Source organism: Rhizobacter sp. (assembly GCF_035702065.1).
Lineage (GTDB): Bacteria > Pseudomonadota > Gammaproteobacteria > Burkholderiales > Burkholderiaceae_C > Rhizobacter.
In genome coordinates, this window is sequence record NZ_DASSRA010000027.1 from 1 (window position 1) to 12,995 (window position 12,995).

12 protein-coding genes are annotated in these 12,995 nt (G+C 70.7%); 4 read left to right on the forward strand and 8 right to left on the reverse strand.

Annotated features, from left to right (window positions below):
- From VFL64_RS01185 to VFL64_RS01205, 5 genes are all read right to left on the reverse strand, one after another.
- Nucleotides 1-901: amidohydrolase (locus tag VFL64_RS01185; protein ID WP_489538546.1), on the reverse strand; the 901-nt coding region annotated here is incomplete at its 3' end.
- Entirely contained in the window at nt 898-2,373 is a 1,476-nt protein-coding gene (locus VFL64_RS01190; protein ID WP_489538547.1) for a M20 family metallopeptidase, read from the reverse strand. The genes VFL64_RS01185 and VFL64_RS01190, both read right to left, overlap by 4 nt.
- A 92-nt stretch (nt 2,374-2,465) precedes the next feature.
- Nucleotides 2,466-3,899, reverse strand: a complete 1,434-nt coding sequence (locus VFL64_RS01195; RefSeq protein WP_489538548.1) for an aldehyde dehydrogenase family protein — start codon at nt 3,897-3,899, stop codon at nt 2,466-2,468.
- A 53-nt stretch (nt 3,900-3,952) separates the two neighbouring features.
- Nucleotides 3,953-4,804: an alpha/beta hydrolase gene (locus VFL64_RS01200; protein WP_489538549.1), complete on the reverse strand. Its 852-nt coding sequence runs from the start codon at nt 4,802-4,804 to the stop codon at nt 3,953-3,955.
- 71 nt (nt 4,805-4,875) lie between these two features.
- The gene (locus VFL64_RS01205; RefSeq protein WP_489538550.1) at nt 4,876-5,865 is read right to left on the reverse strand and encodes an alpha/beta fold hydrolase; all 990 of its coding nucleotides are present in this window, start codon (nt 5,863-5,865) and stop codon (nt 4,876-4,878) included.
- A 19-nt stretch (nt 5,866-5,884) separates the two neighbouring features.
- Between VFL64_RS01205 and VFL64_RS01210 the strand changes: the two genes are divergently transcribed.
- Nucleotides 5,885-6,298, forward strand: coding sequence for a VOC family protein (locus VFL64_RS01210; RefSeq protein WP_489538557.1), 414 nt, complete (start codon nt 5,885-5,887; stop codon nt 6,296-6,298).
- A 12-nt stretch (nt 6,299-6,310) separates the two neighbouring features.
- Here VFL64_RS01210 and VFL64_RS01215 read toward each other — a convergent pair whose 3' ends face one another.
- Nucleotides 6,311-6,631, reverse strand: a complete 321-nt coding sequence (locus VFL64_RS01215) for a winged helix-turn-helix transcriptional regulator (RefSeq protein WP_489538551.1) — start codon at nt 6,629-6,631, stop codon at nt 6,311-6,313.
- 101 nt (nt 6,632-6,732) lie between these two features.
- On the opposite strand from VFL64_RS01215, the gene VFL64_RS01220 reads away from it, so the two are divergent.
- The 3 genes from VFL64_RS01220 (at nt 6,733) to VFL64_RS01230 (ending at nt 10,934) form a co-directional block, all read left to right on the forward strand.
- Nucleotides 6,733-9,033, forward strand: a complete 2,301-nt coding sequence (locus VFL64_RS01220; RefSeq protein WP_489538552.1) for a DUF349 domain-containing protein — start codon at nt 6,733-6,735, stop codon at nt 9,031-9,033.
- A gap of 22 nt (nt 9,034-9,055) precedes the next feature.
- A complete protein-coding gene (locus VFL64_RS01225) occupies nt 9,056-10,555 on the forward strand; it encodes a sensor domain-containing diguanylate cyclase (RefSeq protein WP_489538553.1) in 1,500 nt (499 codons plus the stop codon).
- A 61-nt stretch (nt 10,556-10,616) separates the two neighbouring features.
- Nucleotides 10,617-10,934, forward strand: coding sequence for a hypothetical protein (locus VFL64_RS01230; RefSeq protein WP_489538554.1), 318 nt, complete (start codon nt 10,617-10,619; stop codon nt 10,932-10,934).
- Between the two features lie 21 nt (nt 10,935-10,955).
- Here the strand turns inward: VFL64_RS01230 and VFL64_RS01235 are convergent, their stop codons facing one another.
- Nucleotides 10,956-12,386, reverse strand: coding sequence for an efflux transporter outer membrane subunit (locus tag VFL64_RS01235; protein ID WP_489538555.1), 1,431 nt, complete (start codon nt 12,384-12,386; stop codon nt 10,956-10,958).
- The coding region (locus VFL64_RS01240; RefSeq protein WP_489538556.1) for an efflux RND transporter permease subunit at nt 12,386-12,995 on the reverse strand (610 nt) is incomplete at its 5' end. The genes VFL64_RS01240 and VFL64_RS01235, both read right to left, overlap by 1 nt.

Below are 12,995 nucleotides of genomic sequence, written 5' to 3' on the forward strand. Positions count from 1 at the left end.
GCGTGCCCAGCATCTCCACCTTGTCGGGCACGATGTTCTCGCGGTGGCCGCCGTGGATGGCGGCGATGGTCAGCACCGCAGGCTCTTGCGTGATGTCGAGCTGGCGGCTGACGATGCCCTGCAGGCCCGTCACCACCTGCGCCGCGGCGACGATCGGGTCCACGCCGGTCCACGGCGCCGCACCGTGTGTCTGCTCGCCGCTGATGGCGATGTGCACCGTGTCGGCGCCGGCCATCATCGGCCCGCTGCGGTAGCCCAGCCAGCCGGAGGGCAGGTTGGGTGAGAGGTGAAGCCCGAACACCGCGTCGACGCGCGGGTTGAGGAAGGCGCCCTGGGCCACCATCGCGCGCGCGCCCCAGTCGCCGCCCTTGGCGGCCGCTTCCTCGGACAGGCCCTCTTCGGCGGGCTGGAAGATGAACTTCACCGTGCCGGGGATCTGCGCGCGCATGCCGGCCAGCAGCTCGGCCACGCCCATCAGCATGGCGACATGGCCGTCGTGTCCGCAGGCGTGCATCACCGGCGTGTCCTGGCCGTTGTAGGGCGCGCGGGTGGTGGAGGCGAAGGGCAGGCCGGTGGCCTCGGCCACGGGCAGGGCGTCCATGTCGGCGCGCAGCGCCACCACCTTGCCCGGCAGGCCGCCGCGCAGCACGCCCACCACGCCGTGGCCGCCGACGCCGGTCTGCACCGACAGGCCGAGGCGTCGCAAGTGGTCGGCCACGACGCGGGCGGTACGCACCTCCTGGCCGGACAGCTCGGGGTGCTGGTGGATGTCGCGACGCCAGGCCAGCATCTTGGGCTGCAGCGCGGCAACGCGCGGCGTGAGTGCCTCGGCACTCGGCACCTGGGCATGCGCACCGCACAGCGCCAGCGCGCTCAGCAGGCCCGCCGCGCGCTGCCTCAAGGGCAGGCCGCCATGACTTGAGCCACGGCCGCGGTCAGCTTCTTGCCGTAGGGCACGTGCAGGAACTCGTTCGGCCCGTGGGCGTTGCTCTTGGGGCCGAGCACGCCGCAGACCATCATCTGCGCAGCGGGGAAGCTCTTTTGCAGCATGCCCATCAGCGGGATGGTGCCGCCCTGGCCGATGTAGCCGCAGGGCGCGCCGTAGTGGGCCTGCGAGGCGGCGTTGAGCGCGTCGTCCATCCAGTGCGTGAGGCTGGGTGCATTCCAGCCGCTGGCGCCCATCGCATCGGCGCGCCCGTCGGCATGGAAGGTGACCTTGGCGTTGTAGGGCGCGTTGTCCTCGAGCACGGCCTTGAGCTTTTGCGCGGCCTCGCCGGCGTCCACCAACGGCGGCAGGCGCAGGCTCAGCTTGAAGGCGGTGTAGGGGCGCAGGACGTTGCCGGCGTCCTTGAGCGCAGGGAAGCCATCGACGCCGGTCACGCTCAGCGTGGGCTTCCAGGTGCGGTTGATCAGCGACTGGTAGGGGTCGGTGGTGGTGGGCAGCGTGGGGCCGCCGTCGGCGCCGCAGGCCCAGGGGAAGCGCTTCCAGGCTTCGTCGCCGAGGATCTGCGCGGTGGCGCGCGCCTGGGCTTGCCGGTCGGACGGGATCTCGCAGTGGAAGACCTGCGGCAGCAGCTCGCCGGTGTTGCTGTCTTCGAGTCGGTCCAGCACCTGCCGCATGATGCGGAAGCTCGATGGCACCAGGCCGCTCGAGTCGCCCGAGTGGATGCCCTCGGTGAGGATCTCCACCTTGAGCGTGCCGGTCACGTTGCCGCGCAGGCTGGTGGTCAGCCAGAGCTGGTCGTAGTTGCCGGCGCCGCTGTCCAGGCACACGACGAGGCCCACCTGGCCCAGGCGGGCCTTGAGTGCATCGATGTAGGCCGGCAGGTCGAAGGAGCCGCTCTCCTCGCAGCTCTCGATCAGGCCCACGCAGCGCGGGCGAGGGATGCCTTGCCGGTCGAGCGCGAGGATGGCGGTGAGCGAGGCATAGACCGCGTAGCCGTCGTCGGCGCCGCCGCGGCCGTAGAGCAGGCCGTTCTCGTACTTGGGCGTCCAGGGCCCGAGGTCGTTGCGCCAGCCGTTGAACTCGGGCTGCTTGTCGAGGTGGCCGTAGAGGCAGATGGTGTCGGTGCTGCCCGCTTTCGTGGCCGGCACCTCGAAATAGATCACCGGCGTGCGGCCGGGCAGGCGGATCACTTCGAGCTTCAAGCCCGCGACCTTCTTGCCTTCGACCCAGCTGGCGGCGTCGCGCACCACCTGGTCGATGTACCCGTGCGTCTGCCAATCGGCATCGAACATCGGGCTCTTGGCCGGGATGGCGATGTAGCGGGTGAGGGCGGGGACGATCTCTTCGTCCCAGGTCTTGTTGGCGTACGCCGCGATGGCGGTCGTTTCGTCGGGCTGGATGGGCAGCAGCGGGTCGCGTGCGTTCATGGGGTCTCCTTCGTGGGGAGCGAACAGTGTAGACAAGCAAAAAGGGCTTGCCTCGCGGCAAGCCCTCCCGGTGTCGTGCGGTATGCCCGCGATCAGCTGCGGCGGAACTGCAGCGACTTCACTTCCGTGAAGTCCTCCAAGCCCCACTTGCCGAACTCGCGGCCATTGCCCGACTGCTTGTAGCCGCCGAACGGCGCCTGCATGTTGAAGCCGCCGCCGTTGATGTCGACCATGCCGGTGCGGATCTTCTTCGCCACTTCTTTCGCGCGTTCGTCCGTCGCCGCCCACACGCCGCCCGACAGGCCGTAGATGCTGTTGTTGGCGATGGCGATGGCCTCCGCTTCGTCCTTGTAGGTGAGGATGGACAGCACCGGGCCGAACACCTCTTCCTGCGCCAGGCGCGAGTCGGGCTTCACGCGGCCGAACACGGTGGGCTTCACGTAGAAGCCCTTGTTCTCCAGGCCAGCCGGCGCACCCAGGCCGCCGGTCAGCAGCTCGGCGCCTTCGTCGAGGCCGATCTGGATGTACTCCTGCACCGTGTCCTGCTGCGCCTTCGAAGCCACCGGGCCCATCACCGTGGTTTCGTCGAAGGGGTCGCCCACCTTGTAGGCGGCGGTCACGGCCACCGCGATCTTGGCCACCTCGGCGTACTTGCTCTCGGGCACGACCATGCGGGTGTGCGCGGTGCAGGTCTGGCCGGCGTTCAGGAAGCAGGCCTGCACCGAGCCCTTGACGGCCGCGGCAAGGTCGGCGTCTTCCAGGATCACGGAGGCCGACTTGCCGCCCAGCTCCAGCGCCACGCGCTTGATGGTGGCCGAGGCCTGGGCCGAGATGCGGCGGCCAGCGCCGGTGGAGCCGGTGAAGGACACCATGTCCACGTCCGGGTGCACGACCATGGCCTCGCCGACGATGGTGCCGCGTCCGGTGACGAGGTTGAACACGCCAGCCGGCAGGCCGACCTCGTGGATCACCTCGGCCAGGATGAAGGCGTTGAGCGGCGTCACGTCGGCCGGCTTCAATACCACGGTGCAGCCGGCGGCCAGCGCGGCAGCGACCTTGGCGCCGATCTGGTGCAGCGGGTAGTTCCACGGTGTGATCGCGGCGACCACGCCGACAGGTTCGCGCACGATGGTCGAGTGGCCGGCCTGCTCTTCCCAGTGGAAGCTCTCCACGAGCTTGGCGTAGTACTTGAACACGGCGATTGGCGAGCCGGCCTGGATCGGCAGCGACTGCTTCAGCGGCATGCCCATCTCGGAGCTGATGGTCTTGGCGATGTCGGCCGCACGCGCCTTCAGGCCTTCGTGGATCTTCATCAGGAACGCGCCGCGCTGGCTCGGCGTCAGCGCGGCCCAGGGCTCGAAGGCGGCCTTGGCAGCGGCCACGGCGCGGTTCACGTCGTCGGCATTGCCGCGCACCACGCTGGCAATGGCGTCGCCGGTGGCGGGCGAGATCACGGCGCCCGGCGCTTCCTTGCCCAGGCTCGCGACCCATTGGCCGCCGATGTACAGCTTGTCGTGTTGAATCATGGTGATCTCGCGGGAGTTAAAAAAAGATGAGCGTGCGATTTTAAGCGGCCTGGTCAGGCGCTGCTCGCCCGCTGCCCCTGCATCCAGGTGCCCAGCACCTCGAACACTTCGGCCTGCTCCGGCTCGTTGAAGATCTCGTGATACAGCGGGCCGAACTCCCGGCTGGTGACCACCGACTTCGGTGCGCCCGCGGCGAACTCGCGGCTGCCGCGCGGCGCCACGCAGCGGTCGCTGCCGGCGAACATCAGCAACGTGGGCAGCTTCCATTGCCCGGCGAGGGCACGCACCGCATCACCACCGTCCAGGATGAAGCGCGCCAGCCGCGGGCTGATGCGGTCGTGCACCAGCGGGTCGGCCGTGTAGGCGGCAACGACCGGGGCCGCGCGCGAAATCCATTCCGGCTTGAGGCCGTTGTTCACCGCCAGGTTGGGCGCCAGCGTGCCCAGCGTGAGCAGCAACAGCTTCTGCACGGCGTTGGTGTCGGCCGCCAGGGCCGGCGACGACAGCACCAGCGCATCCACGCTGCGGTGCCAGGTGGCTGGCTGCGTGGCCAGCCCTCCGGCCACGAAGCGCGCCGCGATCAATCCGCCCATGCTGTGGCCCAGCAGCACCAGCGGGCCGCTGTGCTGCTGACGCAGCTTGTCGATGACGGTGGCGAGATCCACCAGCAGGTCGTCCGCCGCACGGAGCCGCCCCTTGGCGCCCTGGCTGCGGCCGTGGCCACGGTGGTCGTAGCCCACGACGCGCCAGCCCCAGCCGTTGAGCTGTGCGGCCACGTGCGCGTAGCGGCCGATGTGCTCGCCCAGGCCGTGCACGATCAGCACGGTGCCATGGGCGTCTGTGAGGGGCCACTCTTGGAGGTGGAGGGTGAGGCCGTCGGCCGTGGCGAGGGTGGAGGGGGTCATGCAGCCCAGTGTAGGCAGCGGTCTCCCCGCGCGCCTACCGGGCTTGCCCGGTCAGGCGGTCAAGCCGCCATTCAAGCCGCCATGGGCACCCGGCTCAGGCCGGTGGCCAGCGTGGGGTCGAGGTAGGTGGCCATCCACTGCGACACCGTTTCGGCGTGCGTGATCGGGCCCAGGTGCCCGGCGCCGTCGAGCGGGCAGCGCTGCGCGTGCGGCAGCGCATGGGCCAGCAACTCGGCGATGCGGCGGGCCGGCGCGCGGGTGTGCGTGCCGTGCATCAGCAGGATGGGCATGCTCAGGCGCGCCAGTGCATCGCGGTTCCAGGCGGCGCCGAAGAGGGCGTCGAAGTGTCGCGGCACGTTGGGCATGCGCTGGGCCACGGCGCTGCGCTGGCTGGCGCTCATGCCATCCCAGGCGGCCTCGCCGCCCCAGTAGGTGACGAAGCGCGAGGCGGCTTCGTCGTGTTCTCCGCGGCGGATCAGCGAGCGCACCGCGTAGGCCAGCTCGGTGATCTCGGTCAGCGCCGGGTCGCGCGGGGCCATCTCGCGCAACGCGCCGAAGGCCACCGGCTCGTACAGCGTCAGCGAGCGCACGCGCTTGGGGTGACGCAGGGCGATCTGCATGGCCACCGCAGCGCCGTAGGAGTGGCCCACCAGGTGCACGCCGCGCTGATCGAGGTGCGGGCTGGCGGCTTCCATGAGGGCGGTGACGGCGTGTGCGTCCACGTGCAGGGTGTTCATCGCCGCCTGCGGCCAGGCCGGGCTGCGGCCGTGGCCGTAGAGGTCGGGCGACAGCACCTGCCAGCGTGTCGACATCGTCTGCGACAGCGCCTGCCACTGCGCGTGGGTGCCGGCGCTGGAATGAAGGCAGACCACCAGGTCGCCGGCACCTTGGGTGCGGGCGGAGAGGCGGCCATAGGCAAAAGGTTCGTGGTTCATCGGGTCCATCCAGAAGCTGTGTGGCGGGGCCGGTGTCGGCCGCTGCGCAAGAGCCTCCAGGATGGCCAGCCCGCGTATCAGGGCGATGTCGGCCCGGCGGTGGCGTGCTTCATTCGTTGCGGCCATGTTTCGTACCATGGTCACCATGCGCAGCATCTTCCACCTCGCCTTTCACGTGCACGACCTCGACGAGGCGCGCCGCTTCTACGGCGGCCTGCTCGGTTGCCGCGAAGGCCGCAGCACCGACACCTGGGTCGACTTCGACTTCTTCGGCCACCAGATCTCGCTGCACCTCGGCGAGCCCTTCGCCACCAGCGACACCGGCCACGTCGGCAAGCACCTGGTGCCCATGCCGCACCTGGGCGTGGTGCTGGAGCTGCCCGACTGGCAGGCGCTGGCGAACCGCCTGCAGGCGGCGCAACTGGCCTTCGTGATGGCGCCACAGGTGCGCTTCGAGGGCCAGCCGGGCGAGCAGTGGACGATGTTCTTCCGCGACCCCTCGGGCAACCCGATCGAGGTCAAGGGCTTCCGCTCGCTCGATACGCTTTTCGACCGTTGAGCGGGCGCTGAGCTACTTGCCGGTCCAGCCTTCGGCCCAGGCCGCCAGCGGCATCAATGCGGCCATCAGCTTGCGGCCTTCGGTCGTGAGGTGGTAGCCGCCTTCGCTGTGTTCCACCAGGCCCACGCCGCGCAGCTCCTTCAGTCGCGTGTTGAGCAGGCTGGGGTTGGTGTCGCAAGCGTCTTGCAGCGCGCGGAAGGTGAGCTGCTCGCCGTCACGCAGCTCCCAGAAGATGCGCAGCGCCGCACGGCGGCCGAGCAGGTCGAGCGCCACCATGAGGGGGCGGCCGGTCTTGGAGCCGCGGGCGGGAGCGCCTATCTTGGGTGAGGCCATGTCGGATCGCGTGGGCTGCTTTGCTACAAATACTTTAGCTTGCGAGGCGCCCCCTACACTGCGTCGCCCGCGGGCTCCCAAGACTTCTCTGAGCACACCCCATGCTGAGCTGGTTCTCCAAGAAACGTGACGATGCCGAAGTGCCTGCCGCGCCCGAGCCCGCAGCACCGGCGAAGGCCAAGGCCAGCGAAGACGCACAGGCCCTCTGGGCGCCGCGCCTGCAGGCCGCGCTGGGCGACGACGCCGCGCTGCTGCTGATCGCGAAGGACGCGCCCGTGCTGCAGATCCGGCTCGATGCCATCGAGGCCCTGGTGGCTGAAGACGCACTCAAGCAGGCCGAGCGCGAGCTGCGCACGCAAGACAGCCGCGTGCACCGTGCCGCCAAGCGCCGCCATGTGGCCGCCGTGGCGCAGCGCGAGGCGCGTGCCGCCGCGCAAGCGGTGATCGACGCGGCCGCCTTGGTGCTGAAGGAGACGCCGCTGCCCGCCAACCGCCTGGTGGCGATCGACCGCGACTGGCAAGCCATCGATGCGGCATGGGTCGAGCCCGCGCAGGCCGCGCGCTTCACCGAACTGCGTGAGCAGCTCAACACGCGCTTGCGCGAGCAGGGCGAAGCAGAACAGCGCCAGCGGCAGGAGCAGCAGCGCCTGCTGGCCGAAGCCCTCCAGGCGCAGGCCGAGGCCGACGCGGCGGAACGCGAGCGCCTGGCTGCACTCGCCGCCGCGCAGCCTCCCAGCCCGCCGCCGGCTCCCGAGCCGCTGCCACCGGCTGCGCCCAAGGCCTTGAGCGCCGAGCAGAAGCAGCAGCTCGACCATCTCTTCACGCAGGCCGAGGCCGCCGTGGCCGAAGGCCAGCTCGCCGCCGTGCAGCAGCACCTGCAGGCCATCGACGCGGCCATCGACGCCTTGCACGGCGCGCCCCTGGGCGACAAGCGCCGCGCCCGCCTGCACGCGCTGCAGGCCGAGCGCGCACGGCTCAAGGGCTGGCAGCAGTGGGGTGGCGCGCGTGCGCTCGACAGCCTGGTCGACGAGGCCGAGGCTCTGGCGCAGGCCACGCGCGCCGCGGCCGACCCCGAGGCCAGGGCGCCCAAGCTGCGCCTCAAGGCGCATGCCGAGGCCATCCAGTCGTTGCGTGCGCGCTGGAAGGAGATCGACCGCACCGGTGCGCCGTCCAACCAGGCGCTGTGGCACCGCTTCGATGCGGCCCTGCACATCGCGCACGAGCCGGTGGCCGCGCAGCAGGCCGTGCTGAAGGCGCAGCGCGAAGAGAACCTGCAGGCCCGACAGGCCCTGCTCGATGCGCTGGACGCCGTGCCCGTCGGCGAAACACCCGACTGGAAAGAGCCGCTGCGCGCGCTCACCCACTTCCAGCTCGCGTGGCGGCAGCTGGGGCCGCTGGAGCACACCGTGCCTTCCGCGTCGCGCAACGCCTTGCAGGAGCGCATGCGCGCGAGCCTGGCGCGCATCGAGGAGCCGCTCGACGCGGCCCGCCGCAGCGCCGAGGCCGAGCGCGAGCAGCTCATCGCTCGCGCCGAAGCCCTGGCGCAGTCGCCCGCACGCGACGCCGTGCCGCGCGTGCGCGAGCTGCAGGCCGAGTGGCAGCAGCACGCGCGCACGCTGCCACTGGCGCGCGCGGCCGAAGGCGCGCTGTGGGCGCGCTTCAAGGCCGCCACCGACGCCGTGTTCGCGCAGCGCGAAGCCGCCTCCAGCGCGCGAGACGCCGAGCTGGCCGCCAACCTCGCTGCGCGCGAGGCGCTGATCACGCGCCTGTCCGAGATCGACCTCGACGCCACGCCGGTGGCCGATCTGCAGCGCGCCCTGCGCGAAGCCGAGCACGCCTGGCGCACGCCGCTGGAGGTGCCGCGCGCCGCGGTGGCGTCCATCGACACGCGCTTTCGCGCAGCGCACGAGGCCGTCGCGCAGGCGGTGGCCCACAGCGCGAAGAAGCGCTGGCAGGCGCAGTGCGACGCCTTGGCCGCCAAGCTCGCGCTGTGCGAGGAGAGCGAGGCCACGCCGGGCAGCGACCTGGCCGAACGCTGGGCGGCCCAGCCCACGCTGCCGGTGGCCTGGGAGAAGCCTTTGGCCCTGCGCTGGTCGCACGCTCCGGCGCCCGCCGCCACGGCCCCGTGCGACGACCTGCTGCTGCGCCTGGAAGCCGCCTTCAACCTGCCGGCCAGCGCCGAGCAGCAGGCGGCGCGGCGCGAGCTGAAGCTGCGCGAGCTGAAAGAAGCCCTCGAAGGCCGCGCCGCGCAAACGCAAGACCCGGTGGCGCAGCGCGCCCGCTGGTTTGTCGAACTGTTGCAGCACCAGGGGCTGAGCCCGGTTCAGCGCGAGCGCCTGCATGCGCTCGTCGCAGCGCTGCGCGAAGCGCCACCAGGCACGCTGGGCGGCGGCGCGCGCTGAACGCCTGCCGTATGCTGCCGCCATGACGGGGCTGCGAGAGGGCGTCTTCGGGAACACGGGGGATCAGCCGAACTGGCGGGTCTACCTGCTGCTGCCCTTGCTGCATTTCGCCAGCGTCAAGCTCACCTTCCTGTGTGCGTTCTCGCCCGAGAACGAGGTGGTGGTGTGGCTGCCCAACGCGGTGCTGCTGGCGGCCCTGCTGCACTACCGCGGCCGTCGTGCCTGGCTGATGGCGGCGCTGACCTACAGCTCCGACGTGGTCGCCAACCTGCCGGTGTTCCCGCCCGTGCAGGCCGTGCTCGTGAGCCTGGCCAACCTGGCCGAGGTGACCATCGCCTTCCTGCTGCTGCGCCGGCTCGGTGCGTCGCCGGCGCTGGAGCGGCTGCAGGACATCGGCAAGTTCCTCATCGCCGGCCCGCTGCTGGGCGCACTGTGCGCCGCGCTGCTGGCCTCCCTGGTGCTGCTCACGCTGCCCGGTGTCAGCGCCTCGTACCCGACGCTGGTGCTGCTGTGGTGGTTCGGTGATGCGCTGGGGCTCTTGATCTACACGCCGCTGTTGCTCGCCTTCCTGCAGCCCGGGCCCGAGCCGATCGCGTGGCGCTGGCAGGACGGCGCTGTGGTGCTGGCCACGCTGGCGCTGGGCGGCCTGATCCTCTCTGGCCAGGCCGAGCGATGGGGCGGCATCGCGCTCACGCCCAACCTGCTGCTGCCCTCGGTGCTCTACATGGCGGTGCGCTTCGGCGTGCGCTGGACGGTGCTCGCCGTGGCGCTGATCTCGCTGGCCACGGCCTGGGCGCAGACCACCGGGCACAAGCCCTTCGGCAACGGCTCGCCGCACGAGCTGATCCTGCGCACGCAGGAGTTCATCCTCACGCTCAGCATCGTGGGCATGGGCTTCGCCATGCTGTTCGGCGAGCAGCGGGCGCTCACGCGCAGCCTCGAGGACAAGGTGCGCGAGCGCACGCAGAAGCTCGAGGAGTCCAACAGCCAACTGGGCGCACTGAGTGCGACCGACGGCCTCACCGGCATCGCCAACCGGCGCCGCTTCGACGAGGTGCTGGCCACCGAGTGGAGCCACGCGCGGCGCAGCGGCCAGCCGCTGGCGCTGGTGCTGCTCGATGTGGACCTGTTCAAGTCGTACAACGACCACTACGGCCACCAGGCGGGCGACGACTGCCTGCGTGCCATCGCCCGCGTCCTGTCGGCCAGCGCGCGACGCGCCGGCGACCTGGTGGCGCGCTATGGCGGCGAGGAGTTCGCGCTCATCGCGCCGGCCGCCGACGAGCCCAGCGCCGTGGCCATGGCACAGGCCCTGTGCCACGAGCTGCGGTCCCTGGGGCACCCGCATGGCTTGTCGCCCTTCGGGGTGGTCACCGCGAGCTTCGGCGTGGCGGTGGGGGTGCCTGGCGAGGGCGAGGCCGAAGACCTGCTGATCCGCCGCGCCGACCGGGCGCTCTACCAGGCCAAGGCAGGCGGGCGCAACCAGGTGGTGCTGGCCGCAGTTCGTGAAGGAACTCCCTGAATTGGTGATGTCCTTGCGCGGCACTTGGGCCCATCATTTGAGGTTCAATGACGGCTCCCGCATGAGTTCCCTGCACAACAACCTGATCGGTGCGGTTGCGCGCTGCCTGCTGCTCGCCGCACCCTGTGTTGCGGTGGCCACGCCCATGGAGCAGACCATCGGCGGCATCGACGCCATGGTGGCCGCCTGCACCCCGGTCGACCCCAAGAGTGCCAAGACCGGCACCGAGATGCTGGAGCGCCTGCGCCAGCAGCACAAGCTCGACCTCGCCGCCGTGCGCAACAGCGACGACTACAAGGCGATCTACAACCCCGAGCTCAACCGCCTGCTGGCGATCCCGCCCAAGGCGCGGGTGCAGACCTGCCAGAACGTCTTCTGACGGTCCGCCCCTGCCGCCCGGTCAGTTCTGCGTCGCCGGCGGCTCGGTCCAGCCGCCGCCCAGCACCTTGTACAGCGCGATCTGGTTCTGCACCTGCGCGGCCTGCGTCAGCACGGCCGCCTGCTGCGCGGTGAACAGCGCGCGCTGTGCTTCCAGCACCTCGAAGTAGCTCGAGGCACCGTTGCGGTAGCGCAGGTCGGTCAGGTCGAAGCGCTTCTGCTCGGCCGCGGCCTGGGCCACCTGGGCGCGGCTCTGCTCGGTCAGCGTGGCGCGGCCAGCGAGCGCGTCCGAGACCTCGCGGAACGCGGTCTGGATCGACTTCTCGTACTGCGCCACCGCGATCTCGCGGTTCACCTTGGCGACGTCCAGCGTGGCGAAGTTGCGGCCGCTGTCGAAGATCGGCAGCGTGACCTGCGGCGCGAAGCTCCAGCCGAAGCTGCCGCTCTGAAACAGGCCCGACAGCTCGTTGCTCACCGTGCCGGCGCTGCCGGTCAGGCTGATGCGCGGGAAGAAGTTCGCGCGCGCCGCACCGATGTTGGCGTTGGCCGCGATCAGCTGCTGCTCGGCGTTGCGCACGTCGGGCCGGCGCGCCAGCACCTCGGAGGGCACGCCCGGCGGCAGGTCGGTCTGCAGCGCCTGCTCGTACATCGACAACCCGGCCGGCAGGTCGGCCGGCGGGGCCTGCCCCAGCAGCAGCACCAGCGCGTTCTCGTCCTGCGCGCGCAGCCGCACCTGCTGCGCCAGCGCCGCCTTGGCGCCTTCGAGCAGCGACTCGGCCTGGTGCAGGTCGAGCGACGAGGCCACGCCGTTGTCGAACTTGAGCTGGGTCAGCTTGAAGGAGTCTTCGCGCGTGGCCAGCGTCTGCCGCGTGACCTTGAGCTGCTCGTCGTCAGCGAGCATGGTGATGTAGGTGGAGGCGACCGCTGCCACCAGGCTGATCTGCGTGGCCTTGCGCGCCTCTTCGCTGCCGTAGTACTGGGCCAGCGCCGCTTCGCTCAGGCTGCGCACGCGGCCCCACAGGTCGAGCTCCCAGGCCGTGACAGCCAGGCCCACCGCGTACTGGCTGCTGATGGTGTCGGCGGCCGTGGTCTGGCGCTGGCCGGTGGCGGCCACGTTCACCGTGGGCAGGATGTCGGCGCGGCGGATCTGGTACTGCGCGCGCAGGTTCTCGATGTTGAGTGCGGCGACGCGCAGGTCGCGGTTGTTGGCGAGCGCGATCTCGATCAGGCGCTTGAGCCGCGGGTCAACGAAGAAGCGCTGCCACTCGATGGTGTCGGCGGCCGCGCCACTGAGCGTCGAGGCTGGCGCCACGCCGCTGGCGGCCGGCTCGGCGAAGGCCGGGGCCACCGGGGCGGCGGGGCGCTCGTAGGTCGGGATGAAGGAGCAGCCGGCGAGCGTCATCGCGGCAACCAGCGCACCCAGCGCCGGGCGGAAGGATTCAGGGCGCAACATCAATGGACTCCCTTGTCAGACGGGGCGGACGCAGCAGCCGGTGCTGGCAGCTCGTCGGTTTCATGCGCGTACATCTTGCGTTGGCGTTCGCTGCCCTTGAAGAACCTGCGCACCACCACGAAGAACACCGGCACGAAGAACACCGCAAGCCCCACCGAGGTCAGCATGCCGCCGATCACGCCGGTGCCCAGCACGCGCTGGCTCGACGAGCCGGCGCCCGAGGCGAGCATCAGCGGCAGCGTGCCCAGGATGAAGGCCAGCGAGGTCATCAGGATCGGGCGGAAGCGGATGTGGGCCGCCTCCAGCGCCGCCTCGATCGCGCTGCGGCCCTGCGCTTGCAGGTCCTTGGCGAACTCGATGATCAGGATCGCGTTCTTCGCCGACAGGCCGATGATGGTGATCAGGCCCACCTGGAAGTACACGTCGTTGGTGAAGCCGCGCAGCGTCACGCCGAGGATCACCCCCAGCACGCCCAGCGGAACCACCAGCATCACCGCGAGCGGGATCGACCAGCTCTCGTACAGCGCCGCCAGGCACAGGAACACCGCCAGGATGGCGAAGCCGTAGAGGATCAGCGCCTGCGAGCCGGCGAGCTTCTCCTCGCGCGAC